The organism is Algoriphagus persicinus (assembly GCF_035156415.1).
Lineage (GTDB): Bacteria > Bacteroidota > Bacteroidia > Cytophagales > Cyclobacteriaceae > Algoriphagus > Algoriphagus persicinus.
Genome location: NZ_JAYEEY010000006.1, coordinates 1 through 24899 on the forward strand (window position 1 = coordinate 1; position 24899 = coordinate 24899).

26 protein-coding genes and 4 tRNA genes are annotated in these 24899 nt (G+C 38.6%); 12 read left to right on the plus strand and 18 right to left on the minus strand.

Going from position 1 to position 24899, the window contains the following annotated elements; translation table 11 throughout:
- Positions 1-68: 68 nt before the first annotated feature.
- The 4 genes from U3A58_RS06180 to U3A58_RS06195 all read right to left on the minus strand — a co-directional run bounded on the left by U3A58_RS06180 (position 69) and on the right by U3A58_RS06195 (position 593).
- Positions 69-142: transfer RNA gene (locus tag U3A58_RS06180), tRNA-Met, on the minus strand.
- Positions 143-169: 27 nt separating this feature from the next.
- A tRNA-Met gene (locus U3A58_RS06185) sits at positions 170-232 on the minus strand.
- A gap of 35 nt (positions 233-267) precedes the next feature.
- Positions 268-330: transfer RNA gene (locus tag U3A58_RS06190), tRNA-Met, on the minus strand.
- Between the two features lie 116 nt (positions 331-446).
- Complete coding sequence (locus U3A58_RS06195) at positions 447-593, minus strand: hypothetical protein (protein WP_323822532.1); 147 nt, start codon at positions 591-593, stop codon at positions 447-449.
- 199 nt (positions 594-792) lie between these two features.
- On the opposite strand from U3A58_RS06195, the gene U3A58_RS06200 reads away from it, so the two are divergent.
- From U3A58_RS06200 to bshB1, 8 genes are all read left to right on the plus strand, one after another.
- A complete protein-coding gene (locus U3A58_RS06200; protein ID WP_323822533.1) occupies positions 793-1188 on the plus strand; it encodes an START-like domain-containing protein in 396 nt (131 codons plus the stop codon).
- 71 nt (positions 1189-1259) lie between these two features.
- The gene (locus U3A58_RS06205) at positions 1260-3044 is read left to right on the plus strand and encodes an LptF/LptG family permease (protein ID WP_323822534.1); all 1785 of its coding nucleotides are present in this window, start codon (positions 1260-1262) and stop codon (positions 3042-3044) included.
- 60 nt (positions 3045-3104) lie between these two features.
- Positions 3105-3380 (plus strand): 30S ribosomal protein S15, encoded by a 276-nt coding sequence (rpsO, locus tag U3A58_RS06210; RefSeq protein ID WP_057936311.1) that lies wholly within the window; start codon positions 3105-3107, stop codon positions 3378-3380.
- A gap of 98 nt (positions 3381-3478) precedes the next feature.
- Complete coding sequence (gene pnp / locus U3A58_RS06215; RefSeq protein ID WP_323822535.1) at positions 3479-5599, plus strand: polyribonucleotide nucleotidyltransferase; 2121 nt, start codon at positions 3479-3481, stop codon at positions 5597-5599.
- A gap of 88 nt (positions 5600-5687) precedes the next feature.
- Positions 5688-6551, plus strand: a complete 864-nt coding sequence (locus U3A58_RS06220) for a sigma-70 family RNA polymerase sigma factor (protein ID WP_057936313.1) — start codon at positions 5688-5690, stop codon at positions 6549-6551.
- Between the two features lie 182 nt (positions 6552-6733).
- Positions 6734-7678, plus strand: a complete 945-nt coding sequence (trxB, locus tag U3A58_RS06225) for a thioredoxin-disulfide reductase (RefSeq protein WP_323822536.1) — start codon at positions 6734-6736, stop codon at positions 7676-7678.
- A gap of 9 nt (positions 7679-7687) precedes the next feature.
- Positions 7688-8731 (plus strand): M23 family metallopeptidase, encoded by a 1044-nt coding sequence (locus tag U3A58_RS06230; RefSeq protein WP_323822537.1) that lies wholly within the window; start codon positions 7688-7690, stop codon positions 8729-8731.
- Between the two features lie 12 nt (positions 8732-8743).
- Positions 8744-9463, plus strand: coding sequence for a bacillithiol biosynthesis deacetylase BshB1 (gene bshB1, locus U3A58_RS06235; protein WP_323822538.1), 720 nt, complete (start codon positions 8744-8746; stop codon positions 9461-9463).
- Here bshB1 and pdxH read toward each other — a convergent pair whose 3' ends face one another.
- Positions 9464-10096 carry a pyridoxamine 5'-phosphate oxidase gene (gene pdxH / locus U3A58_RS06240; protein ID WP_323822539.1) on the minus strand — a complete coding sequence of 211 codons (633 nt, stop codon included), beginning with the start codon at positions 10094-10096 and terminating at the stop codon, positions 9464-9466. It abuts the gene before it with no gap.
- A 103-nt stretch (positions 10097-10199) separates the two neighbouring features.
- Between pdxH and U3A58_RS06245 the strand changes: the two genes are divergently transcribed.
- The 3 genes from U3A58_RS06245 (at position 10200) to U3A58_RS06255 (ending at position 13233) form a co-directional block, all read left to right on the plus strand.
- Positions 10200-10769: a YqgE/AlgH family protein gene (locus tag U3A58_RS06245; RefSeq protein ID WP_323822540.1), complete on the plus strand. Its 570-nt coding sequence runs from the start codon at positions 10200-10202 to the stop codon at positions 10767-10769.
- Between the two features lie 48 nt (positions 10770-10817).
- A complete protein-coding gene (locus U3A58_RS06250; RefSeq protein ID WP_323822541.1) occupies positions 10818-13061 on the plus strand; it encodes a DUF349 domain-containing protein in 2244 nt (747 codons plus the stop codon).
- A 99-nt stretch (positions 13062-13160) separates the two neighbouring features.
- Positions 13161-13233: transfer RNA gene (locus U3A58_RS06255), tRNA-Thr, on the plus strand.
- A gap of 158 nt (positions 13234-13391) precedes the next feature.
- Here the strand turns inward: U3A58_RS06255 and U3A58_RS06260 are convergent.
- The 11 genes from U3A58_RS06260 to U3A58_RS06310 form a co-directional block, all read right to left on the minus strand.
- Positions 13392-14075, minus strand: coding sequence for a heavy metal-binding domain-containing protein (locus U3A58_RS06260; RefSeq protein ID WP_323822542.1), 684 nt, complete (start codon positions 14073-14075; stop codon positions 13392-13394).
- Between the two features lie 42 nt (positions 14076-14117).
- Positions 14118-14327 carry a hypothetical protein gene (locus tag U3A58_RS06265; RefSeq protein WP_323822543.1) on the minus strand — a complete coding sequence of 70 codons (210 nt, stop codon included), beginning with the start codon at positions 14325-14327 and terminating at the stop codon, positions 14118-14120.
- Positions 14328-14543: 216 nt separating this feature from the next.
- Positions 14544-14828 carry a hypothetical protein gene (locus tag U3A58_RS06270; protein ID WP_323822544.1) on the minus strand — a complete coding sequence of 95 codons (285 nt, stop codon included), beginning with the start codon at positions 14826-14828 and terminating at the stop codon, positions 14544-14546.
- Between the two features lie 10 nt (positions 14829-14838).
- On the minus strand, positions 14839-15204 hold the full coding sequence (locus tag U3A58_RS06275) for a hypothetical protein (RefSeq protein WP_323822545.1): 366 nt from the start codon (positions 15202-15204) through the stop codon (positions 14839-14841).
- 52 nt (positions 15205-15256) lie between these two features.
- Entirely contained in the window at positions 15257-16366 is a 1110-nt protein-coding gene (locus U3A58_RS06280; protein ID WP_323822546.1) for a DUF6371 domain-containing protein, read from the minus strand.
- Positions 16347-17864, minus strand: a complete 1518-nt coding sequence (locus tag U3A58_RS06285) for a DNA primase family protein (protein ID WP_323822547.1) — start codon at positions 17862-17864, stop codon at positions 16347-16349. Before U3A58_RS06285 ends, U3A58_RS06280 begins: the two co-directional genes overlap by 20 nt.
- Before the next feature lie 44 nt (positions 17865-17908).
- Complete coding sequence (locus U3A58_RS06290; RefSeq protein ID WP_323822548.1) at positions 17909-18217, minus strand: hypothetical protein; 309 nt, start codon at positions 18215-18217, stop codon at positions 17909-17911.
- Entirely contained in the window at positions 18210-18560 is a 351-nt protein-coding gene (locus tag U3A58_RS06295; protein WP_323822549.1) for a helix-turn-helix domain-containing protein, read from the minus strand. Before U3A58_RS06295 ends, U3A58_RS06290 begins: the two co-directional genes overlap by 8 nt.
- A 129-nt stretch (positions 18561-18689) precedes the next feature.
- The gene (locus tag U3A58_RS06300) at positions 18690-19478 is read right to left on the minus strand and encodes a hypothetical protein (RefSeq protein WP_323822550.1); all 789 of its coding nucleotides are present in this window, start codon (positions 19476-19478) and stop codon (positions 18690-18692) included.
- 57 nt (positions 19479-19535) lie between these two features.
- Complete coding sequence (locus U3A58_RS06305; RefSeq protein ID WP_323822551.1) at positions 19536-20828, minus strand: tyrosine-type recombinase/integrase; 1293 nt, start codon at positions 20826-20828, stop codon at positions 19536-19538.
- A 353-nt stretch (positions 20829-21181) separates the two neighbouring features.
- Positions 21182-21859, minus strand: coding sequence for a fibrobacter succinogenes major paralogous domain-containing protein (locus tag U3A58_RS06310; RefSeq protein ID WP_323822552.1), 678 nt, complete (start codon positions 21857-21859; stop codon positions 21182-21184).
- 368 nt (positions 21860-22227) lie between these two features.
- Between U3A58_RS06310 and U3A58_RS06315 the strand changes: the two genes are divergently transcribed.
- The gene (locus U3A58_RS06315) at positions 22228-22605 is read left to right on the plus strand and encodes a hypothetical protein (RefSeq protein WP_323822553.1); all 378 of its coding nucleotides are present in this window, start codon (positions 22228-22230) and stop codon (positions 22603-22605) included.
- Positions 22606-22749: 144 nt separating this feature from the next.
- Here the strand turns inward: U3A58_RS06315 and U3A58_RS06320 are convergent, their stop codons facing one another.
- Complete coding sequence (locus tag U3A58_RS06320; RefSeq protein ID WP_323822554.1) at positions 22750-23865, minus strand: Gfo/Idh/MocA family oxidoreductase; 1116 nt, start codon at positions 23863-23865, stop codon at positions 22750-22752.
- A 172-nt stretch (positions 23866-24037) separates the two neighbouring features.
- Positions 24038-24898 (minus strand): sugar phosphate isomerase/epimerase family protein, encoded by an 861-nt coding sequence (locus tag U3A58_RS06325; protein ID WP_323822555.1) that lies wholly within the window; start codon positions 24896-24898, stop codon positions 24038-24040.
- Between the last annotated feature and the right edge of the window lies 1 nt (position 24899).

Below are 24899 nucleotides of genomic sequence, written 5' to 3' on the forward strand. Positions count from 1 at the left end.
AAAAGAACATATACAACGAATTCATCCATAGATAAAAATAAAAAGGCCACCATTTCTGAAAGCCTTTGTAGCGAGAGGGAGATTTGAACTCCCGACCTCAGGGTTATGAATCCTGCGCTCTAACCAACTGAGCTACCTCGCCATTTATAATTTATTTCAATATCTCAATTGGGAGATTTGAACTCCCGTCCGCCGCGGCGGATATGAATCCTGCGCTCTAACCAACTGAGCTACCTCGCCATTTATAATTTATTTCAATATCTCAATTGGGAGATTTGAACTCCCGTCCGCCGCAGCGGATATGAATCCTGCGCTCTAACCAACTGAGCTACCTCGCCATTTATAATTTATTTCAATATCTCAATTGGGAGATTTGAACTCCCGTCCGCCGCGGCGGATATGAATCCTGCTCCCGATAGCCATCGGGATACCTCGCCATTTATAATTTATTTCAATATCTCAATTGGGAGATTTGAACTCCCGTCCGCCGCGGCGGATATGAATCCTGCTCCCGATAGCCATCGGGATACCTCGCCATTTATTTTTAATCTTGGTTGGATTGCTTCAAGAAGTTTCTGAACTATCAGAAACATTTTTTGGGTATTGATTTTTGAAATTAATGCCTATATTAAAGCACCATCATAAGTCAAATGTACTAGTTGACAATCGTTTATTATCAACCCCGAAAACCTCCCTTTCGAATGGGAATGCAAATATGAGGTCTTGTACTGTGAAATGCAAGTTGACGTTCTTTAAAAAAGTGATTTTTTATATAGTTTAAAAGTGATTATCATGGTTAAAAACAAGTTTGTGGCTGATTATCAAATCAATGCCTCTAAAAAGATAGTATTCCACTATTTGAGTACTGCAAGTGGATTAGAAGAGTGGTTTGCTGATGAAGTGAAAATAAACGAAGACAAGAATTATATTTTCAATTTTGACAATGAAGATCATTATGCCCGTTTAGCTTCTCAACGCAGCAATTCCCATGTGAAATTTGAATTTTATGACCCTAAAAATCCAGATGAGTCGGATCATGCATTTATAGAATTCAAATTGGAAGAAAACGATCTTACCCAAACACTGTTTTTAAAAGTCATTGATTATTCAGATGTCTATGATGACGAAGAGCTAATTGCAATCTGGGAAGGCATGATTGGAAGATTGAAAGATATTATTGGTGGGTAATCTCAATTGATTTTACCAATTTTGAACTTCGGCTCCGCGGCAACGTATTGGCCTTGTGAGCGGTTTGAATAATGAAGAAACTAGATAAACTTATACTTGGGTCTTTTTTAGGCCCATTTTTATTGACTTTTATTGTCGTGGATTTCATCCTGTTGACCGTCAACATGCTGAAATACTTCGATGAGATTTTTGGGAAAGGTCTGAGTTTTTGGATCTACATGGAGCTGATCGGGTATTTCGTGATCAGTATTTCACCAATGGCATTGCCTCTAGCTGTATTACTTTCCAGTTTGATGACCTTTGGAAATCTAGGGGAGCATTTTGAGCTCACCGCTATCAAAAGCAGTGGCATCTCTTTGCTTCGTGCACTACGACCAATTGGTGTATTTGTCATCGTATTATCTTTTGCAGCCTACCTTTCTAATAATTATCTGGTTCCAAAAGTAAACCTTAAGACATTCAGCCTGCTCTATGACATTCGGATGAAATCACCTGCACTTGATATCAAAGCAGGTGTCTTTTACGATGGTATTCCTGGGTATAGCATCAAAGTCAATGACAAAGTAGGAGAGTATGGGCTCAAGGATATTTTGATTTATAGCCATGCTGGGGGTGAATCTGCCAACTTGGATGTCACGCTTGCTGATTCGGGTAGTATGGAGCCCTTTTTCAGTGAAAATTACATGAAGCTCACCTTGTATCACGGTATCAATTACCATGAAGACAGACCCAGTAGAGGAATCAATACTAAGCCCCCAGAATTTAAGCGAACCTCATTTGATATGAATGAGATTGTGTTTGACCTGAATAATACCTTCAAACTCAATAGGACCGCGGAAGATGCATGGTCTACCAATCGGTCTATCAAGAACATTTCCCAAATTAAGCTAGGCCTAGACTCGATAGGTTCTTTGGTCAATGAACAGCGTTTTCAAAATTATCGAGAAGCGGAAAGTGTATATTCTTTTTTCACCAGAGATAGAAAGTTTAAACCTGCGGCAGATATAGCTGAACGAAAATTTTTAGATGATTCTATGAGAACACTAAAAATGAAAAGGGAAAAGGCACTAGTTGATTCACTTGAACAGCTAAAAAAACTTGCTCAAAGAGATACTGCATCGGTATTGATCGATAAACCAGAATCAAAAAAGTTTACCTCTAATGATTCGCTTATTGCTACCGGTACGGCAGTTAATGTTTCCAATAGAATCCCAGAGATTGATTCGCTATTTCTTTCACCAAAGAACAAAAAGAAAGCTGCAAACACATCAGCTACTTTGGGCACAAATCATATAAACCTTCCAAAAATGGCGGTCAAAGTACCTCGAACTGCCCCTTTGACAGATAAGGAACGTGAACAGATTGATTCTTTAGTCACTAGTAGGGGCTATGCTACGAATTCAGTTACGATGGCATTAAATAATTCTAGGAACCTCAAAAACACCTTCGGGGTAAAGAAAATGCAAATCGACAATTATGAGCGAGAATACAGGAGATATCAAATAGCTTGGTATCAAAAATATACCCAAGCATTTGCGTGTTTTGCAATGTTTTTGATTGGCGCACCACTTGGTGCCATCATCAAAAAGGGTGGGTTAGGAATGCCTGTGCTGGTTTCTATTATTTTCTTTATTGTCTATTATATGCTTACCATCACAGGCGAGAAGTGGGCAAAGGAAGGTATTGCGGACCCTTTATTTGGAACATGGTTTTCAAATCTTTGCTTACTACCATTTGGACTATTTTTCGTGCGGCAGGCTAGAAAGGACGCTAGATTGTTCGAACCAGACTTTTATATAAGTTTTTGGAAAACCGTACAGAAGGGCTTTAAAGTTCTTGTTTCAAAAGCGCATTAAGCTTTCATTTTCTTAAATTAAATCCTACCTTTGTGGTTGTTTTACAAAATTTAGCTAAACATGTATTTATCCTCAGAGATTAAAGAAGAGTTATTTAAGAATCATGGACGGTTAAAATCTGCTACTGACACAGGATCTCCTGAGTCTCAGATTGCCCTCTTTACGCACAGAATCAAGCATTTGACAGAGCATTTGAAGTCAAATAAGAAGGATCACTCCTCAAGACTTGGTTTGTTGAAGCTTGTAGGTAAGAGAAGAAGCCTATTGGATTACCTTCACAAGAAAGAAATCGAGCGATATAGATCAATCATCGCCGAGCTAGGAATCAGAAAATAACCAAACTAGTAAGGTTCTCACGCTAGAGAACCTTACTTTTTTATTTTTTAGGTTATACTAATACTTTTATCACTAACGACGCAAACTAACAATCATTTATGTTACCGAACTTAATTACCAAGACCATCACTCTAGAAGATGGCAGAGAAATTACAATAGAAACCGGTGCATTGGCTAAGCAGGCTGATGGATCAGTTGTAGTGAAGATGGGAAAAGCTATGCTTTTGGCGACAGTAATGTCCAAGAAAGAAGCTGGAGAAGGAGTGGATTTTTTACCTATGTCTGTGGACTACCAAGAAAAATTTGCTTCTTCAGGCAAGATTCCTGGGGGGTTTTTGAAGAGAGAAGGAAGGCTTTCCGATTACGAGATTTTGATTAGCCGAATCGTAGATAGAGCTATCCGCCCAATTTTCCCTGATGATTATCATGCAGATACTCAGATTGCTATCACATTAATCAGTGGGGACGAGGATGTCCTTCCAGATGCATTGGCTGGTCTTGCTGCTTCTGCGGCTTTGGCTGTTTCTGATATCCCTTTCAATGGGCCAATCTCAGAAGTTCGCGTAGCGAAAATCGATGGCAAATTGAAAATCAACCCAACTCCAACTGAGTTGGAAAAAGCTTCTTTGGAATTTATCGTTGCCGGTTCGCTAGAATTTATCTTAATGGTAGAAGGCGAAGCTAATGAGATTCAAGAAGAAGAGATGCTGGAAGCTATGCAATATGCTCATGAGGAAATCAAGAGACATTGCCAAGCTCAAATCGAGCTGACCAAGATTGTTGGCAAAGAAGTAAAGAGAGAATACAATCATGAAAAGTCTGATCCGGCACTTTTCGAAAAAATGAGAGCTGATGTTTATGACAAACTTTATGCCTCAGTAAGTAAGCTAATCGCTAATAAATCTGAGCGTTCGGCATTAATCAAAGAAATCAAAGAAGAATTCGTAGCTAACCTAGGCGAGGAGCATGGATTCGAAGCAAGTCTAATCGGCCCATATTTCAGCAAAATCCATAAGGAAGCTGCTAGGAACCTGACTTTGGACGAGAAGAAAAGATTGGATGGTAGAAAACTTGACGAAGTGAGACCGATCTGGTCCGTGGTTGATTACTTACCATCTGCTCACGGTTCTGCTGTATTTACCAGAGGAGAAACTCAATCATTGACGACCTGTACCTTAGGTACCAAGATGGACGAAATGATGGTAGATGGAGCGACCATTTCAGGTTACAATAAGTTCTATCTTCATTATAATTTCCCGGGATTCTCTACCGGCGAGGTAAAAATAAACAGGGGACCTGGAAGAAGAGAAGTAGGACATGGTAACCTTGCTATGAGAGCTTTAAAGAAAGTACTTCCTCCTGCCGATGAGAATCCATACACCATCCGTATCGTTTCTGATATTTTGGAATCAAATGGGTCATCATCCATGGCTACCGTTTGCGCTGGTTCATTGGCATTGATGGATGCAGGTATTCCTATCAAATCTGCCGTTACGGGTATAGCAATGGGTATGATCTCAGATGCGAAAACTGGTAAATATTCTATTCTATCTGACATTTTGGGAGACGAAGATCACCTGGGTGATATGGATTTCAAAGTAACTGGTACTGCTAAAGGAATCACTGCTTGTCAGATGGATTTGAAAGTGGAAGGATTGGATTACTCTGTTTTGAAAGAAGCTTTGCTACAGGCCAAGGTAGGAAGACTTCATATTTTGGATGAAATCACCAAAACACTTGCTGCACCTAAATCAGAATTGAAGCCTCATACTCCACGATCATTCATCATGATGATTCCAAAAGAATTGATCGGTGCAGTGATCGGGCCAGGCGGTAAAGTAATTCAGGAAATACAGAAGGATACTGGAGCTACTATCGTGATCGAAGAGATTGACAATCAGGGTAAAATCAATATTTTCTCTGCTAATCAAGATAAACTTAATGCTGCCCTTTCTCGTATCAAAGCCATCGTAGCTCAGCCTGAAATAGGAGAGACTTACACTGGAAAAGTGAAAAACATTCAACCTTTTGGTGCCTTTGTGGAATTTATGCCAGGTAAGGATGGTTTACTTCATATCTCCGAGATTAAACACGAGCGTGTAGAAACCATGGACGGTGTACTTGAGCCAGGAGAAGAAATACAGGTTAAATTGATCGATGTCGATAAAAAAACGGGCAAATTCAAGCTTTCAAGAAAGGCTTTATTGCCAAAACCTTAATAACCTGCACCAAATGCATAAGGTTAATCGAAACAATTGATTAATTTGATACTCTTAATATATTAAAATTCACAAATCATATTCCTGAATGAGGCAGCTAAAAATTAGCAAACAGATTACCAACAGAGAAAGTCAGTCCTTGGATAAATACCTTCAAGAGATTGGAAAAGTTGACCTGTTGACAGCAGATGAAGAGGTAGTTCTGGCCAAGAGAATTAGAGAAGGTGACCAATTGGCACTTGAAAAATTAACTAAGGCCAATCTTCGATTTGTAGTATCAGTTGCCAAGCAGTACCAAAACCAAGGACTTTCTTTGGGAGATTTGATCAATGAGGGAAACCTTGGACTAATCAAAGCTGCGCAGCGATTTGACGAAACGCGTGGATTTAAATTCATCTCCTATGCCGTATGGTGGATTAGACAATCTATCCTGCAGGCATTGGCTGAGCAGTCTAGAATTGTCCGCCTTCCATTGAACAGAGTAGGTTCACTGAATAAGATCAGCAAGACGTTCAGCGAACTAGAGCAGAAATTTGAGCGTGAGCCATCTCCAGAGGAATTAGCGGAAGTGCTTGAAGTGACTGCTAATGAAGTAGTGGATACAATGAAAATTTCTGGGCGTCACGTATCTATGGATGCGCCATTCGTACAAGGTGAAGAAAATAGCCTGTTGGATGTATTGGAAAATGATGGAGACGAAAAGCCTGATGATGGCTTGATGAATGATTCCCTTCGTAAGGAAGTTCAACGCGCACTTTCTACATTGACCCAAAGAGAAGCTGATGTAATTACGCTTTATTTTGGTTTGAATGGTGAGCATGCGATGACTTTGGAAGAAATTGGAGAGAAATTCAACCTAACTAGGGAGCGAGTAAGACAAATCAAAGAGAAGGCTATTCGCCGTCTGAGGCATACTTCCCGTAGTAAGACGCTGAAACCGTACCTCGGATAAGCAATCAAAAGAATAAAAGGGGGTTTTTAGCCCCCTTTTTTTATTTCATTACATGCGCTTTAATGCTTTCTTGCAGACAGAATGATTTCCTTAAGTCAAAAGCTTAGGGAATTTTAACAATACGCAACTTTGTTACTACTTGAGAATTCATAAAATTTGCGCGATTTAATACTTTCCTATTAATGAATCCAGAAATTGAAAAAGTAAAAGTTTTGATCATTGGATCAGGACCGGCAGGATACACTGCCGCCATATATGCTTCTAGAGCAGGACTTGCCCCAATATTATATACAGGTGGACAGCCAGGTGGTCAGCTGACCATCACAAATGATGTGGAAAATTACCCCGGATATCCTAATGGAGTGGTAGGACCCGAGATGATGGAAGACTTTAGAAAACAAGCGGAACGCTTCGGTACACAAGTTAGATATGGTTTGGCTACGAGTGTGGATTTTTCTACAAAGCCTCATACAGTGATCATCGATGAACAAGTTACCATTCATGCTGATACCGTTTTGATTTCTACAGGCGCATCTGCCAAATGGCTGGGAATGGAAAGTGAAACCCGTCTGAACGGGAAAGGTGTATCTGCTTGTGCGGTTTGCGATGGTTTCTTTTTTAGAGGCCAAGAAGTCGCGGTAGTAGGCGCAGGAGATACTGCATGTGAAGAGGCTTCCTACCTTGCTAATATTTGTAGTAAAGTATATATGCTAATCCGTAAGGATGAAATGCGAGCGTCTCAGATTATGCAAAAACGCGTAATGAACCACCCTAAGATCGAAATTCTATGGAATACAGAAACCGATGAGATCCTAGGTGATGAGGAAGTAAATGGCATAAGAATCTTTAACAATAAAACAGGGGAGAAATCAGAAATCGCTATTTCTGGCTTCTTTGTTGCTATTGGTCATCAACCAAACACCGACATATTTAGAGATTTTATTCATATGGATGAGGCCGGATATATCAAAACTATCCCGGGCAGTACAAAAACCAACATAGAAGGTGTTTTTGCTTGCGGAGATGCACAAGATAATATCTACAGACAAGCAGTCACTGCAGCAGGTACTGGCTGTATGGCAGCCCTGGATGCAGAGCGATATTTGGCTGAGTTCGAGAATGATTAAACCCAATAAATGAGGTATTCGATCCTATTTGTAGTCTTTTGTCTAAATCTGAGCATTGGCGCTATAAATGCCAATGCTCAGATTTTTCCAAAGATTATTAAGAAAAATAACACGACACAATCGTCTGGAGTAAGCCAAGAGAGAAGAAATATTGAATTGAGGACATTCGATCAGGAATCATACCTTAGGATGCTATCTTCTGTCACTGACTCTATTATTTTTGAAAATAATGTCAACCTAGGTAGGGTGAGGTCTATCATCAGTGAAGATCAGAGTATAATGGTGTGGGCACCTACTAATCAGCTCATCAAAGTATCTGAGCAAATTCAAATTGACAGTATTTGGGTGACCGCATTTGAGTATTACTCTTCCTGGGATTCCAATAAAATTGACATCTATAACTTTGATCCCAAGACTTTTACTGACACAGTGAACATTCGGCTATACGACGAATTTTTTGGGTACAATTGGAAAATGCCTTTAGAGACTACTCCTGTGACTTCACCTTATGGGTATAGATGGCGAAGATGGCATTATGGAACAGACTTAGATTTGAATACAGGTGATCCTGTATATAGTGGTTTTGATGGAATAGTCCGTGTGAAATCTTACGATAGATACGGCTATGGCTATTATATTGTAATCCGTCATAAAAATGGGTTAGAAACACTCTATGGACATTTATCAAAACAGCTGGTAGATGTGGGTCAGGAAGTGAAAGCCGGAGATGTGATTGCGAAAGGGGGTAGCACTGGTAGAAGTACAGGATCACATTTACACTACGAGCTTCGGTATCGAGGTTTGGCTTTTGATGCAGAGCAAGTTTATAATTTTACTGATTACAAAATACTTAACCAAAACTATTTAATTACGCCTTCTCTTTTTGGCAATATTGTTCAAGCCAGAACAAACGCTTATCACAAAGTACGAAAAGGTGAAAACCTCGGTTCAATTGCTCGAAAATATGGGGTTTCGATCAGTTCGTTGACTAGATTAAATAGTATATCTACCCGTACAATTTTGAGAATAGGTCAGAACCTCCGAGTTCGTTAGCAATATCAGAAAATGACAAAGCTAGATATTTTAGTTTTCGCAGCGCATCCAGATGATGCAGAATTAGGTTGCTCAGGTACAATAGCTTCCCATGTAGCCAAAGGTCACAAAGTAGGTATAGTCGATTTCACCGAGGGAGAAATGGGGACACGCGGCACTTCTGAATTACGTCTTCAAGAAGCACATACTTCCAGCAAAATTCTTAAACTATCCGTTAGAGAAAACTTAGGCTTCAAGGATGTGTATTTTCAAAATGATGAACAGCATCAGTTGAAACTGATCGAAATGATCAGAAAATACAGGCCAGAGATTGTTTTAGCAAATGCGGTATCAGATAGGCACCCAGATCATGGCAAAGGAGCTGAGCTAGCAAGTACGGCATGTTTTATGAGCGGGCTACGGAAGATAGAAACCCATCTTGAGGCTGTACAGCAGGAGGCTTGGAGACCCAAGTTTGTCTATCATTATATCCAAAACAATTACATAGAACCTGATTTTGTGATGGATATCACTCCTTTTTGGCAGACAAAACTCGATAGTATTCTAGCATTCCAATCCCAGTTCTATAATCCTAGCAGCGAAGAACCTGTGAGTTTTATCTCAGATCCTGATTTCCTTCCTTTCATTGAAGCTAGAGCAAGGGAATTTGGGCATAAAATCCTAGCCAAATACGGTGAAGGATTCACCGTAGAGCGGAAGCTAGGGACTGATAATCTTTTTGAGCTGAAGTAATCAAGGTGCCAGCCTAGCAATAGTCCATTTACCATCCTGATGTTGGTATTTTATCCGGTCATGAAGCCGGCTTGGTCTTCCCTGCCAGAATTCAATAGTCGATGGCATCAATCGATAACCTCCCCAATGAGGAGGTCGAGACATCTCTTTGCCAGCAAACTGTTGCTCCAAGTCTAACTGTCGTTTATTAAGATCTGCTCGTGAATCTATTGCTTGGCTTTGAGATGATACCCATGCGCCAATTTGTGAACCTAAAGGTCTAGAGAAAAAATAGGTATCAGAATCTTCCTCCGTTACTTTCTCTACTAGTCCACGTACACGGACTTGTCTCTCCAGTTCGGGCCAGAAAAAAGTCAAGGAGGCAGTATTATGCTTTTCAAGTTCCTTTCCTTTTTCGCTTTTATAGTTAGTAAAAAAAACAAAACCAGTATCTACCCCTTTTAAAAGCAATATTCTTGCATTGGGAGTACCATCCAAGCCTAAAGTAGAGACAGTCATGGCATTGACTTCCAAAACTTCCGCACACACAGCCTCTTCAAACCATGACCTAAATTGAGTAATCGGATCTAGGTTTACATCACTGATATCCAGTGATTTAATAGAATAGTCTTTACGTATTGCTGATATGTCCATAGGAGATTGTTTCTCAAGAAAATCTTGTCGATAAAATTACTATCTGCATTGTATTTAAAAAATTATAATCTATATTTTTCAAGAATTTAGATTTTAGAGAAGAATGAGTAAAGATGAACAGCATAATCCTAAAGCCGGTGATCTTCTAATTTCCGAGCCATTTTTACAAGACGAAAATTTTGTTCGCTCTGTGGTTCTACTTTGTGAGCATTCAGAAGAGGGTAGTTTTGGCCTAATTATCAACAAACCTTCCATCCTTAAACTGGGGGAACTTGTGGAAGCGTTAGATTTTTTGGACAAAGATGTATTCGTAGGTGGTCCTGTTGAGCAAAATACCTTACATTTTGTTTACGTCGGGGAAAAGGTGTTGGAAGGGAGCATTCCTCTCGGAGATAATTTTTGGTGGGGAGGTGACTATGAATCCTTAGTCGAAAAATTAAAGCTAGGAGTAGTTGACCCGGATTCAGTCCGTTTTTTCTTAGGCTATAGTGGCTGGGGATCCACGCAGTTGGAGGATGAATTGTCAGAGGAAACCTGGATTATTTGTAGAGAAAATCTAGGAGAGAAAACCTTTGATTTCACACCAGAAGAACTCTGGAAAAACTTGCTCAAAAATATGGGAGGGGAGTTCAAAGTAATAGCAAATTATCCTCTTGATCCAAGATTAAATTAGGCAAAATCCCTACTTTTGCCCATATTGCCGCCTAATAGTACTGTTTTTATGACTGATAAAAGTAATGATTTGTCCGACAAGGACAAGGTGACCCAAGCCTCCAATTCTAAGGAGGAAAAGGGTATCGAAAAAGAACCTAATTCTGAAGCCAACGAAGATATTGTAGCTGATCAGACTAGCGAGTCTGAGTCTGAAGTAGAATCTCTAGGAGAGGAACCTGTATCCGAGGAGAAAGCTGAGCCTTCTGAAAGCATCGAGCAACCAGCAGCAGAAGATGCGGCTGAAGTTGAATCTCTTGTGGAGGATCCTATATCCGAGGAGAAAGTTGAGCCTTCAGAAACCATCGAGCAACCAGCAGCAGAAGCTTCAGCCGAGGAAAATACCGGAGTAAAAATCAAGTCATCCGAAATCGTTGAGTCCACTACAAATGAGGACTCAATCGCTCCCACAGAAAATATTGTTGAAGAAGTAAGTTCCCCGGACACAGCAGAGGAAACTCATGTAGCTGCCGAGCCAGCTGCAGACTCAGATTCTGAAGACGATAAATCAGAGGATGAAGAGGAAGATGAAGAACATGCGGAAGAGGAGAATGATGTCACTACACTTTCCAAAATCGAGCTAGTAGCTTTGCTAAAGAGCAAGGTTAAACAAGAAAATATATACAGAATCGATAAGCTAGTCCATGAAATCAAGGCGGCATTTGATGAATTTATACATAAGGAAAAAGACGAAGCTCTAGAGAAATTCAAAGCAGAAGGTGGAGTAGAAGATGATTTTGACTTCCGTCCAAGCGATGAAGAGAAAGAATTCAATACCTACTACTACGAATACCGTCATCAACTGGGAGCGCTTCGCAAAGAGGCCGAGAATAAAAAGGAAACGAATTTGGCAGCTAAGACGGAATTGCTAAATAAACTTCGAGAGCTAGTCGATGGAGAAGAAACCACCTTGAGTATGGCTACGATCAAAGCTGTACAAGAAGAGTGGAAAAGTATAGGCCAGGTTCCGCCCTCCCAAAACAGAAGTCTTTGGGCAAGCTACAATGCACTAATGGATCGCTTCTATGACAATCGAAGTATCTATTTTGAGCTTAAAGAACTTGATCGTAAGAAAAACCTAGAGAGCAAATTAGAGCTGGTAGGGAAAGCTGAGGCATTGAAAGATGTCAAAGACCTGAAGGATGCTATCAAAGCTTTGAATGAACTTCATGAGGAATTTAAGCACATTGGTCCTGTGCCTAGAGATGAACAGGAAGCGTTATGGCAAAAATTTAAAGGTGCATCCGATGCAGTTTATGATCGAAGAAAAGATTTTTATGAAGGCCAAAAGGAAGTTTTCAAAGTTAATCAAGATCAAAAAGAAGTTTTAATAGCCGCATTAAAGCCCTTCGCTGAATTCAAAGCAGATAGAATCCGAGATTGGAATATCAAGACTAAAGAGATCTTGGAAATCCAGAAACTCTGGGAGAAAATAGGACCAGTACCTAGAGAATCCGGTAAGGAAATTAATAAGGCATTTTGGGCTTCTTTCAAGCAATTTTTTCATAATAAGAATTTATTCTTCAAAGAGTTAGATGAGATTCGAGCTACTAATCAAGCAAAAGCAGAGGAATTAATTACCAAAGCAGAAGAACTAAAAGATAATACAGATTGGCAAAATACAGCCAATGCGTTAGTCAAGTTACAGCAAGATTGGAAAAAACTTGGGCCAACTCCAGAGAAAAGTAGGGACAGTCTTTACAAGCGTTTTAAGCTGGCTTGTGATACCTTCTTTGATAATAGGAGAGATTCCAATAAACAATCCAATGCTGAGTTTGAAGAAAACCTGGAAAGCAAGCAGGCTATTTGTATGCAGATTACGGATGCTGCTGCAAGTGGTGAAGTTTCCGAAGAAGCTTTAACCAAATTAGTAGGCGATTTCAATGATCTAGGCTTTGTGCCAAGAAAGGCCATGAAAGAGATACAAGCACAATTCAAAACCGCTGTAGATCTATACTTGGAGAAATTGAGTCCGGAAGGTGCAGGGAGAGAAGAGTTCTTGTTCCGGTTGAACTTGAACAGGCTTCAGTCAGATCCTAATTCAGTGAAGACGCTGAATAAAAAAGAGCATGGTATTCGAAAGCAAATTTCTGAGTTGGAGAATAATATCACACTTTGGAAAAACAACTTGGAATTCTTCGCTGCCTCCAAAACTGCAGACAAGTTGAAAGATCAGTTTGACCTTAAAATTCAAAAAGCAGAAGAGGAGATCGGGAAATTGAAGAGTAAGCTGTCAATATTAAGGGAGTTTTAAATTTTTCTCACTCAGAATAAGGAAGATAGGACTTTTCTTTTCTGAGGGTTTGGAGCAAATAAAGTGAAGGGCTATATTTGCATCACCATTACAGAATAAGCCTCCTTAGCTCAGCTGGTAGAGCAACTGACTTGTAATCAGTAGGTCATTGGTTCGATCCCGATAGGAGGCTCTTAATTATCAAGCACTTAGCATTAATTTTTGCTAAGTGCTTTTTTTATTTGCACACCATTTGCATAAAAATAGGTACTTAGGGAGTCTTTTAAGGTCTATTTGAGTAATGCCTATATTTTTAATATAGAAGTCATTTTTCTTATGGCATAGTATCCATTATGCAGGAACTTTGAACTCAGACAATTCTTGAATTTTCAATTGTGTCTCGTCTATTGCCTTTAGTAAACTATCAATTTCCTCTAAGGCTTCCTTATTGTAATCTAATTCATCTAGGTTGGTTATTTTTACGGCTGTTCCAGCCATACAAACCATAAGCATTCCTTTTCCTGCTCCCGCTTCCGAATAATCAATGTCAGTTCCAAGAATGGCATTTCCTCCAATCTTTATTACTTCTGCTCTAAGTATGCTTTTACATTTTTCTTCAGCACTTTTTATCTTTTCATTATAGTATCCTGAATCCGTTCCAAAAAAATCAGTCCAGTTTGACGCAATTTCAGAAATGATTCCTGTTCCTGATACCATTTGCGCTGATACCATTTCAATACTTTTATATTTCCAATCTTGAGGATTTTGAAGGGTAGATATTGGAATATTTACGGAAATTTTACCTAGTTTTTCAATTTGATTATTTTTTAAAATGGTTAATTCATTTTTTAAAGTGAAGAAACTTTTATTTGCTTGGTTTAGTAATTTATTTTTATCGTTACATTTTTGACAATATCCTTCACTCGAGTTATCAGTGAATCTATTAACTAGTTTTACTTCATTATCACTTAGAGGTAAATTTTCATTAAATATTGAGGTGCTGATTTTAGAATCACAGTTTGGACAATTTTCCATGGTGTATTTTTTAAAAGATTAAGATTAAAAATTAGTAAAAGTCTATTCTCGAAATAAAGGATTAATTAAGCCAATTTTTTCAAGTCCCTGAATATATGCTCTCATAGGGTCTTTTTCTTCAAACTCAAAGAATAATGGCAGTTCAATATTACCAAATCCTCTTTTCAAACATTCCTTTGCCTCATCCTTAGAAATTTTGCCGTGGTGGAGGTTTTTTAATACTGTGGCTCTAAAATTCTTTATTTTCTTCATGGCTTAATCCCTTTGCCTAGTGAAATTATTGTTTGGAAATAAGTTTTTAAAGCTGGCATCCTATCTAGGATCTCATTAATACTATTGCTCATTTCTTCGCCTCCACTTTCAGACAAATTCAAAACCATATACCCATTTGAAGAAATTAATTTCTTAGCCTCTTCTCCCGATATTTGGCCATGGCTTAAAGCCTTCAATATCGCTTTCTTCGCCTCGCTATTCATTGGCTATCCTATTTATCAATAAATCCAATTCCTCTTCGCTCATGCTATCCAAATCCAGTTTTTGCCTGTATGTCGTGGATTGAAGTTTAGGCAATAGGTAAGGCAATAAATCAGATAGGAATTTCAAACGGTCTTTTGGCTCTAAGCTGTCCAAGTCCTCTTGGATTGTCTCATAATTCGAGTCAAATAAACCTTGGATCAAATCCCTCATCTGAGAATTGACTTTGTTTTTCGCTCCCTTAGGCTTTCCCGGATTTCCAGCTTGAAACTTTGACATTATTAAATTCTTAATTTAATTGGTTTGGATAGTTTTTAATGCCCTCAAAAGTTACCGATTTTGTTATTTCAGTCATTTCCGAATTATAAAGTTTGAATCCATTAATCTGAGGCAAGAACTCCGGTTCGTCTTTGAAAGACTCCCTTATTACTTCCGTAAATTCCCATGCAAAGACGTATGCTGATGAATCATCGAAAACAAATTCAGAATTTATTTCTTGTAATTCTCCAAATTCCTTACCTAAAATTCTTTCTATTTTTGAATCCTGCTTATTGTAAACCTGAACGTAATATATGGGATTGATTTCTTCAGTTTTATTTTCGCTTTGGCAGGCAAAAAAAAATATAGTGATCAAAATAAATGCAAAGTATTTCATATTACCTCAGTTTAAATTTTCTTCGTATTTCTACCGTAATTTACGGAAATTATCACCATCCTCGGACTGCTTTAAGTAGTTCCTTATTTGCTCGAATTGCTTCTTCAGGAATAAGGAGATTTCTAATTTGGTTTCGTACCACTTTAATTTTTCTCCAAATTGCTTTGCTCTGGTTTCTTCTTTGATCAATTCGGCTTCTAAGGCTTTCAATTTCTCTTGTAGATAAGGATTCATCATTTTTTATAATTGTTTTTTGTGAGGGTTCATTTTGTTCATTTCGTTCATTTTCTGGCTTCCAGTCATTAGTAAGAATATAGTCCGCTAAATCCAAACTCGCTTCCTTTTCTTCTATGCTGGCTCTTTTCTCGAAAAAATCCGATACCTCAAAAAATCCCGGAATGATCCCTTCGATCTTCTTGATTTCCTTTACCCAATGATCAAAGCAATTCTTAGGGTCTCCGGGTTTGGTTAGGTCAGGAAATAGAAACACATTCCGGTTTCGTAGGCTTTCGAACTTGGTAGGAGTGAGGCCTTCTTTACCTCCACTTGCAAGCCAAATCAACTCCGGGAAAACTATGCTGGCAATCATGGCCGTTTTTTCGCTCTCTACTATTCCCACACTTTTCGAAGGATCAGTTCTAAGGAGGTGTTCACCAAATAGGCAAAGTTTTAAATTGAAGCCTTCCAACTTTAGCCGGGAATGGCTCCATGAAAAGAAGTTTTTCCTCCTCCCGGTGCTTGCGTTGTATAGCATTATTTTGCCTCCTCTTATTTGGTTTTTTGCATCCACATACCAAAAAACATTTGCGCCCGGTCGTGCCGTGGAGGTTCCGATTTTATAGGCTTCCACCGCTTGCATGGCTAAGGATTTGCCAAAGGTGGATTTCAGGAATAAGAAGAAATTATTCGTTTCATAGGCTTGCAAAGTGGCTTCCAATACCTTTGGATCAATGTAGGAAATAGGCTTAGGAGGCAAAGGAGAAAAGGGCTTTTTAGTGCCCTCTTCTTTATTTTGAGGTATGAAGGTTTCACCGCATGAATGACAATAGCCTTTATCCTGAAAACCTTTAAATGGTGCAAATTTGCCATCCTTATTGGATCTCCCACACGGGCAAAGAGGTGCAATCCTACTTCTTTGTTTTTCAAAAGATAGGGTTTCCATTTTCAGAATCTTTATGTGAAACATAGACTTGCAGTCCTTCGCTTTCTCTATTGACAAAAATCTTATTTGCCTCCAATCGCTTTTTGAAATTGGACTTGGATAGGGGCTTATTTCCATCCTCTAAAGCAAATTCCCTGTATTGAGGGTAAAGGTCTTTGAGTAGGATCTTTTTTTCAGAATCGGGAGTAAAGCCGTTTTCCTGTAAAAACCGTTTTACCGTGTCGGATTCGGTCTTGAAATCCTCTAAGGCATTATCAATGGAAGGACTTTGAGAAAGCTTACCATTTACTAAAAGCCTCTTTAATCCAGTCAAAACCCAATTAAATACTCCAGGCAATTCTTCTTGAATTATTCCTTTGGCTAGGCCTTTATTTTGTTCCTTTTCTGGAATGGTCACTTCAAAAGGAATGATCAAAAACCGCCTGAAAAATCCGTGTGTAAATTCCACCTCTTTTGGAAGTTCATTTGCATTGAAAATCAATTTGGCATAGTTCTCAATGATAAAAGGATCTCGATAAGGCAAGCGAGCTTCCATTGGTTCCCCGGAGGCTAAGGCCTTAAACTTTGAGCTTTCAAGCCTGCCATTTATCTCGGTGGCATAGTTCACTAATTTGTCTGCTATTTGCGCCCGGGAATAACCACTTACATCGGTTAGGGATTGAAGGGAGTATTCGCTTGTGTTTTGATCTCCTAAAAGGGCTCGGATAATATCGTAAAGGACTGATTTTCCGTTTGCGCCTCCACCGTATAGGAATAGGGCTTTTTCGAGTTTTAAATGCTGGCTTGGAATAAAAATATATCCCAAATATTCGCATAGGACTTCTTGTTTATCCTTCTCCGGTAATACCCTGTTCAAATAAGCCTCAAATTTGGGTGCTGTGGCCTTCTCATTATAGGCAAAGGGTAATTGATACCTCATGAAATCGGTAGGGGCAAAAGCCCTTAAAATCGGTTTTTCGGATATTTCAAAAGTTCCATTTTTTAGATTAATAAGAACTTTATTTTTTGGCTTTGGTGGGGTAGGTAAATAACCTGAAGCTGTAAACTGTTTATAAAGCCTCTCTCTGAAAATAAAATACTTGGCTGTAAATTTTTCAATTCCCAATAGTTGAGAAGCTTCACCAAGAAAATTTTCAATGGTTTTTTGCTCTATGTTTTTCCAAAATTCCCCATTGTAGAGGTACACGAAATTTCCATTCAGGCAAAGCCCTAATTTTTGGGATTTAGCCTTCTTTAGAATCTCCTCTACTGAAATAACTAGATAGTGCTTTTCCTTTAATTTCATGGAATTGATCTTATCATTTAGATCCTTCATTTCCTCTCGTTTGGCTTTGCATTCATCCGTTTCTATGTCTGGCTGATTTGAAAGAAACTCACTTAAGTCATTGATTTTATCTTGAAGATTCTTTAATTCCGGGAATGCTTTGGTCATAAAATCCACCTTCTCCATACTATCCAAAAGGGCTTGGAGAATTTCTTCATGAGGTTTGGTTTCCACCTTTGTAAGATTCTCTTTAAGGTGTTTTTGAAACTCGCTTTTCTTTAGTTGCATCTCCCTGCCTCCTTTCTGCTTTGCTCAAATTCCGGGCTCTCTAAATAATTATCAATTACATAATCAAAGGCCGGAAACGCTCGCATATCTCCGATTTCAGAAAAGACGGTTCCGAACTTAAAGGACTGATCCCAAAACTCTATTAAGGTGTTAAATGGCTTTACCGGAAAAGCTTTTAGAGTAATAGTAGCAAGTCCAAACTTGGTAAGGTATTCAAGTTCTATTTCAAAATGCTTATCTTTACTCTTGTCACAAGTAGCTTTGAGACTTATGGAGGAGGCTTTGAATTTCTTATTCATGACTTCCTCCTTTTCTTTTGCGCTTGGTAATGATTTTTTGTGCTTGCTCCTCTACATCAAACGGCCTTTTGTTTCCTGACTTAATCCAGTCGATTAATTCACTCTTAGAGAAATAAAGCCTTCCGGCTCTCTTGTGGTGAGGAATAATCCCTTTTGAAACATAGCTGTAAAGGGTTTGCCGTTTGACGTGGAGAAATTCTCCAGTTTCCTGAATTGTAAAGAGTTGATCTCCGGCCTCTTTGGTGGAGGTGTCCAGGATTAAGGATTTGATTTGCTTGACCTCTTCGAATAAGGTGGCCATGGCCTTTGGGAGGCTGTCGAAAGTAATTTGGTTTGCTTCCATATCGCAATTGGTTTTTGATTATGGAGGCAATCTATAAAGGCTAAAAAATCAATATTGATTCGAGGTAAAGAGGGTAAAAACAAAGGTAAAGAGGGTAAAAAATAAATCTAATTCGAGGTAAAAACCTCACTAATCCCATTCATATTTTGAATTTGAAGCCTTAAAATTACTTGCATCTAAGTCATTAAACTCTTTTGTTAAAAAGGCATCCTTAAGCAAATTTAGGAACGGTTCTTTGCTTCTGTTTTGACTGTAATATTCAATTTGACTCTTCTCATAGAATTGATAAAATAACTTTACAAGTGCCAACTTCGCACCATGGCCTAAATTGATTTTTGGCTTTTCTAAATCCTCAACCTTACCAAATGACCTACTTAGGAAAATTTCAAAATCCTCACTTGTCATCCAAACCATTTTTTTAGGATTCTCTTTTTCAGTCAATGGCCTAAAATGCTCCCGGACTTGCTCAATAGGCATGGAGTTGAAAATATTTTTTATTCCTTCTTCATTTTTTTTTGTTTCTGCGTCATCCTTACTGCTTTGAGCTTTATTAGCTTTTTTTAAAAATTCCTTTTGTAGGGTTCTCAATTCATACTGCCTTATGAAATTCTCTAAGGTTTTTAAATTTTGCTCATTGATATGGCCGTGAAATTGAGTTGAAAAGTCTTTTAAATGAGGGTAATAAAGGAAGGAATTATATGGAAAACTTAAATCATCCACATCTGGAAGTCGTAGTTTTGATTTCTTTTCCAAATCCTCCCAAGCTGTGAAAATATTTTTTTTTGCTTGCTTTAATTTAGCTATAAATCCAGCTTTTGAAAGTTTCGATTCTTTCCGCAAATTGTCTAAGTAATCCCATTTTGCTTCCTCTGGTTCGTTTATCGCATAGATCAACTCTATATGAAAATCCTTTTTCATTGGTTTTAAGTAGCTTTGAATGAATTTAATGAACGAAATGAGGCTTTTTAAAAACCTTTATTTTCGCATGAAATCGGTAATATCCTCTAAGATCTCCTTTTTGGTCTTATCCTCAAACCCTGCAAAGTAGTTTTTAGTGGTTTTTAGGTCGGAATGACCTAATGCCTCACTTACAAATTCCAAGCTTGCTTTTTTCCTTACTGCCGTGGTAGCAAAAGAATGCCGTGCCCAATAGGTCGAAATATTTTCATTTAATCCGTTTGCTTTCGCTAGCTTTTTAATATGCTGGTTTACATATCGTATGAAATTTAACTTTGCCAAATGCTGTTTTTCGGCACTATCATTTTCCGATAGGATAGGGAATACAAATCCGTTTGGGGTATGTGTAGTAGTGCCATATTTCTCAATAAATGACTTCGCAAAATCAGTTAGTGGTACTTGAATAGGCTTTGAGTTTGCTTTTTTGGTACGCTTGGTTTTCTCCCTTACAAATTCGATTTGACCATTATTCAAGTTTTTCCATTTTAGGTGGAGAATATCCTTCATATTCATACCATTGCACACAAAGGAGAAAAACCAAAAATCCTTTGCCTTTTCCTGCTCCTTAGTTTCAGCTTTAGCCTGAAATAGGGTTTGGAGTTCATTGGAATCAAAAGCTTTCTTGGTATTGGTAGAGGCTGGTATCTCATAACGCTTGGATCCAAAAGGATAAATATCCTTGTCTATGGCTTTGGATTCGATAGCACTGTTAAAAATTACTCTAAGGCCTCTAAGATAAATTCCAACCGTTGTAAGGGATTTCCCCTTTTTTTCAATCATCCAAAGTTCAAAGTCATTTAAAAACTTAACTGTGATATTTTGAAACAATAGCTTTTTTGGTTCCTTTCCGGTCTTATCCTTAAGGTAAGCTTTCAAGGCCTTCATACTTAACTCATAACTCGAAGCCGTGGAAATGCGCTTGTAATCCCTTAGCTCTTGGATATAGCTTTCATAATGATAAAAGGCATTGAGCAATTCCCCGGAGGTAATAGAAAGTGATTTCTCAAACGCTTCAAAAGTGAATGAGTTTAAGAGTTTGACTTTATTGGAATAATGGTTCCTCAACTCTTCCAAGTCCTCTTTTATATCGGTTTCTTCTTTTTTGAATCGCTGGCCTTTTTCAGGAAAAAATATCTTATTGAAATCTTTTTCACTAAGGTCAAAATCAGTTGTATAAAGTCGGACTTTTTTAGTGGAGGTGTCATAAACCCGGATTTTCACCGGATAGGATCCATTGTCTTTTTTGCGCCTAGTGTCAAGGTATAAATTGACCTTAACCGGATCTTTGGCTTTGTCTTTTTTTCGTGTCATGTTAAAGTAGCTTTACCCAAAGATACCACTTGCATACCATTTGCACAAAAAAAGGTCACTATTTGCACAAATAAACAATAAGCAAAAACATATATAAAACCATTTAATTAGCTTTAAATCAATATTTTAATAATAATACTGATAATAAAAATATACGCCAATTTCTGACTTGTAATCAGTAGGTCATTGGTTCGATCCCGATAGGAGGCTCAAAAAGGGAAACAGAAATGTTTCCCTTTTTGTATGTTAGGGCTCCCAAGCTTTCCTATATGTGCAAAGTAACTTTGGTAGCGTAGGTCATTCTAGCGTTTTTTATCTAAGACGCAGTGATTAAAATAATCGTCTAACCATTTTTATTCATAAACACATCTCACATAAAAGCCAGGCAATTCTTGCGACGGAAAAAAGTAAGCCGGATTGGAAGTGGATACGAAAATTTTAGAATCTTCAGAAAGATCTGAAATCCCAACGGTGACTATATCTCCATTCTTTTCGAAGCTCGATGTCCAAAATGAGGCAATAAATCCCTTTGCTCCAAAATAACCTGCAATATATCTTTGTCCTCCTGGAAGAGCATTAAAACCACTCGCGTTGGTACCGGTATCCTGAATCCAGTATCCAACACTTTTGAGTTTTATTCCAGCCGATAGCGTACCTCCATTGGAATTAAATAGCTCATTCCAATCTGAAATTGTTGGAATTCTCCAATCATTTGGAGCTAATCCTCTAGAATCTACAATAGCATAGTAATTATAAATCAATCCGTAAACCTGCCCGTTTTCTTCTAAATTGTCATAGTAGGACCAAGCAGGTTTTTGATCAGAATAGGCCTTATTCCATTCAGCTTGATTACTTGCTTGTAAAATCTCATCTCCATTTTTGAAGGTCTTACTATCTAGATTTTTTTTCATCCATACCTGATCTCCTATTTCAATACCATTTTCAGGAATTACAGTTAACTGAGGGTTTTCTGATTCCCTGCAACCGATAAATAGGAGAGATACTAAAAATATTGCTAGTGATTTAATCATAGTTGAATAATGAGTTGCAAAATACCTATCCAATAATGCGCTCAGCGTTTATTACTAAATCTGAACTTCCTAATCAATTGCAACCTCGGATATTTCAGCAGCTATCAGGAGAAATATAGAAACTCCCAAACAGCTGAAAAAAGTGATGATGAATGAATTAATGGCTTGAGGTTCGATTATACACGTCTTTGCGATTGAATAAGGAAGAGTTTACTTTAAGAATCAAAGGCTCCAGCTACCAGCTTCTTTGGCGATATTATGTCTAAAATATTAATTTTCCCAAAGTTTTCCCACTAAAAATTTGTAGCGTAGAATAATTTATTTTTATTGTATCTAAAAATTACAATAGGACTCAAAAAACCAAATTCATGAAATCAACTAAATTAATTATGGCTAGCATAATCTTCATGCTATCCTTAAGTTTTGCACTAGCTGCCTCCTTTTCTTCCCCTCAATATTTTGAAGGTAAGTGGAGTGTATTAATCAAAGGAACCCCGAATGGCGATGCTACGATCCCGATTCGATTCGAGACAAAAGATGGCAAGACTACCGGCTATTTCGTGGAAGAAGGTGCTACTGAAGAGAAAAAAATGAGTTCTGCCACTATCAGCGGTGATGTAATTAATACAGCTTTCAATATCAGTGGTTACGATGTTACCCTATCATTGACCAAGGTAGATGATGACAAAGCCAAAGGTGACCTTATGGGTATGTTTGATGCGGAGGGTACCCGAGTGAAGAAGTAGTCTTATTGATTCGATTACCAAGTAAAAGTTGTTAATAACCCGATCTATCTATAAAAATGAAAAAAGGTGGCCGAACGTTCAGCCACCTTTTTTAGTCTTGTAACCCAATCTATTTTAAAGTTTATAGTCCGTGGACTTACTATCTTATTTTTTAAATGTAAACTCCGGCAGGGGAATAATCCTGCCGCCATCCATGGCTGATTCATGTGCCAAAATACCTACGCAGGTAATATTGGCTGATTCTTGTGCGTCTGGATAAGGTGCTCTTTCCTCGGTCAAAGCATTTAAGAATTCATTCACCAAATGTGGATGAGATCCACCGTGTCCCGAACCTTGGATAAATGACAAGTGCTGATTGTCATCACCATCATATACCCCAGCTGTGGTGAAGGCCGCAATTTCCTCAGGAAGCAAATGCCCATAATCAGGGATTTTGACTTTCTCAGGACTTTCTCCAGTGTGTATTACAGAATCCTCGTGCTCAATCAAAGTCCACTCAAAGGACTTTTTAGAGCCGTACACATCAAAACTCTCCCGGTACTGTCTCGCTGTATTGAAAAGTGATCTAGTCACTTCAGCTGCTAAATCAGAATCTTTGAATTTGATATGACAGGTTTCGATAGCGAAAGGAGATCCGTACTTAGGAATCAAGTTCTCGTCTATACGTCCTGAACCTAAGCATGACACGTATTCAGCCTGAGCTTTTGGCAAAGCCAAAACAGGTCCCACGCAGTGCGTAGCGTAGTGCATAGGAGGGAGGCCTTCCCAATAGCCTGGCCAGCCAGCCATTTCCTGCTGATGAGAAGCTCTTAGGAACTGGATTTTACCTAATTCTCCCTTCTCATACATTTCTTTGACGAAAAGGAATTCACGGCTATAAATCACCGTCTCCATCATCATATAAGTCAAGCCCGTTCTTTGAACCTCTTCCACTATTTTCTTACAGTCTTCTACAGAAGTAGCCATAGGAACCGTACAAGCTACGTGCTTGCCAGCCCTAAGGGCTTTTAGCGATTGCTCTGCATGGTTTTGAATTGGTGTATTGATATGAACTGCATCGACATTAGGGTCTTTTAGCAATTCATCGTAATCCGTATATACTTTCTCTATGCCGAATGCTTTGCCGATTTCCTCAGCCTTCTCCTTATTTCTTTGGCAGATAGCATACATATTCGCCAGTTTATGCTTTTGATAGATCGGAATAAACTCGGCGCCAAATCCAAGTCCTATAATTGCGATATTAAATTGTTTCTTACTCATGATATTCTATTTCAAGTGTTAAAAAAGATGATCTCAGTTAGTAGTTATCCTTTTTTGAAAACCTTCTGAGGAAGATTTTTCTGATTTCTACGGATTTTAGAATTAGGCAGCCTAACTCGTGAACTTCACTGTATAAGTTGAGCTTGTAATTCTTAGATCTTAATTCTTCAATTTATTCCGCCGCCCATTTTTTCAAGAACTCAAGTCCTTCCTTTGCGAAACCATCCTGAGAGGGTACCAAAGGCTTCCATATACACACCGCACCTGCTAGCTCTTTTACATCAGGGGTGAAACTTTCTATAGAGACTACACCCTGATAATTGATCGCCTCCAGGCCACGCTTATATGCATCCCAAGGAGTTATTCCCGTTCCCGGTGTTCCTCTATAATTCTCAGAAACCTGAAAATGAATCAATTTATCTCCAGCTTTACGGATGGCAGCTTCTGGATTTGGTTCCTCTATATTCATGTGGAAGCCATCCAATATCACCTTTGCTTCTGGCTCATTGATATCAGCAATCAATCGCATCAATTCCTCACAGGTATTGATTAGGTCTGTCTCGAAGCGATTGAGCGTTTCTAAAGCGATATCCAAACCGAACTTCCGGGCAGTTCGACAGACTATTCTAAGGTTGGTCACTGCTCGATTCCACTCTACTTTTTTCTGCTCAGGTGAAACCAACCTGGCCTTTCCCACAGCAGAATACATAGGTCCGGCTACGAAGTTGGATCCCAAACCCGCCGCTATTTCAAAGCATTGATCCAAATAGTCAAAACTAGTTTTGTGAAATGAAGCGTCTTCATTGGTGAAGTCTCTACTTGTACCAAAAGCCCCGCAGATAACGGCCTCTAGGCCGTTATCGCTAAGTGCTTGTTTTACTTCTTTAATATCTATCAATGCTGGATCTTCTACAGGGATTTCCACAACATCATAGCCAAAGCCCTTTATTTTAGGCAAAAGAGAAAGTGTTTCTGAACTGAAAGGGGAAGTCCATAACCAGGTACTTACCCCGAATTTTACGTTTAAACTCATC

Coding starts and splice junctions, on each gene's coding strand:
- bshB1 (WP_323822538.1), top strand. CDS start 8,744: ATGACAAAGCTAGATATTTTAGTTTTCGCAGCGCATCCAGATGATGCA.
- U3A58_RS06250 (WP_323822541.1), top strand. CDS start 10,818: ATGACTGATAAAAGTAATGATTTGTCCGACAAGGACAAGGTGACCCAA.
- trxB (WP_323822536.1), top strand. CDS start 6,734: ATGAATCCAGAAATTGAAAAAGTAAAAGTTTTGATCATTGGATCAGGA.
- U3A58_RS06325 (WP_323822555.1), bottom strand. CDS start 24,898: ATGAGTTTAAACGTAAAATTCGGGGTAAGTACCTGGTTATGGACTTCC.
- pnp (WP_323822535.1), top strand. CDS start 3,479: ATGTTACCGAACTTAATTACCAAGACCATCACTCTAGAAGATGGCAGA.
- U3A58_RS06315 (WP_323822553.1), top strand. CDS start 22,228: ATGAAATCAACTAAATTAATTATGGCTAGCATAATCTTCATGCTATCC.
- U3A58_RS06220 (WP_057936313.1), top strand. CDS start 5,688: ATGAGGCAGCTAAAAATTAGCAAACAGATTACCAACAGAGAAAGTCAG.
- U3A58_RS06290 (WP_323822548.1), bottom strand. CDS start 18,217: ATGAATAAGAAATTCAAAGCCTCCTCCATAAGTCTCAAAGCTACTTGT.
- rpsO (WP_057936311.1), top strand. CDS start 3,105: ATGTATTTATCCTCAGAGATTAAAGAAGAGTTATTTAAGAATCATGGA.
- U3A58_RS06305 (WP_323822551.1), bottom strand. CDS start 20,828: ATGACACGAAAAAAAGACAAAGCCAAAGATCCGGTTAAGGTCAATTTA.
- U3A58_RS06245 (WP_323822540.1), top strand. CDS start 10,200: ATGAGTAAAGATGAACAGCATAATCCTAAAGCCGGTGATCTTCTAATT.
- pdxH (WP_323822539.1), bottom strand. CDS start 10,096: ATGGACATATCAGCAATACGTAAAGACTATTCTATTAAATCACTGGAT.
- U3A58_RS06260 (WP_323822542.1), bottom strand. CDS start 14,075: ATGGAAAATTGTCCAAACTGTGATTCTAAAATCAGCACCTCAATATTT.
- U3A58_RS06265 (WP_323822543.1), bottom strand. CDS start 14,327: ATGAAGAAAATAAAGAATTTTAGAGCCACAGTATTAAAAAACCTCCAC.
- U3A58_RS06270 (WP_323822544.1), bottom strand. CDS start 14,828: ATGTCAAAGTTTCAAGCTGGAAATCCGGGAAAGCCTAAGGGAGCGAAA.
- U3A58_RS06205 (WP_323822534.1), top strand. CDS start 1,260: ATGAAGAAACTAGATAAACTTATACTTGGGTCTTTTTTAGGCCCATTT.
- U3A58_RS06280 (WP_323822546.1), bottom strand. CDS start 16,366: ATGGAAACCCTATCTTTTGAAAAACAAAGAAGTAGGATTGCACCTCTT.
- U3A58_RS06200 (WP_323822533.1), top strand. CDS start 793: ATGGTTAAAAACAAGTTTGTGGCTGATTATCAAATCAATGCCTCTAAA.
- U3A58_RS06300 (WP_323822550.1), bottom strand. CDS start 19,478: ATGAAAAAGGATTTTCATATAGAGTTGATCTATGCGATAAACGAACCA.
- U3A58_RS06310 (WP_323822552.1), bottom strand. CDS start 21,859: ATGATTAAATCACTAGCAATATTTTTAGTATCTCTCCTATTTATCGGT.
- U3A58_RS06195 (WP_323822532.1), bottom strand. CDS start 593: ATGTTTCTGATAGTTCAGAAACTTCTTGAAGCAATCCAACCAAGATTA.
- U3A58_RS06320 (WP_323822554.1), bottom strand. CDS start 23,865: ATGAGTAAGAAACAATTTAATATCGCAATTATAGGACTTGGATTTGGC.
- U3A58_RS06230 (WP_323822537.1), top strand. CDS start 7,688: ATGAGGTATTCGATCCTATTTGTAGTCTTTTGTCTAAATCTGAGCATT.
- U3A58_RS06275 (WP_323822545.1), bottom strand. CDS start 15,204: ATGAAATACTTTGCATTTATTTTGATCACTATATTTTTTTTTGCCTGC.
- U3A58_RS06295 (WP_323822549.1), bottom strand. CDS start 18,560: ATGGAAGCAAACCAAATTACTTTCGACAGCCTCCCAAAGGCCATGGCC.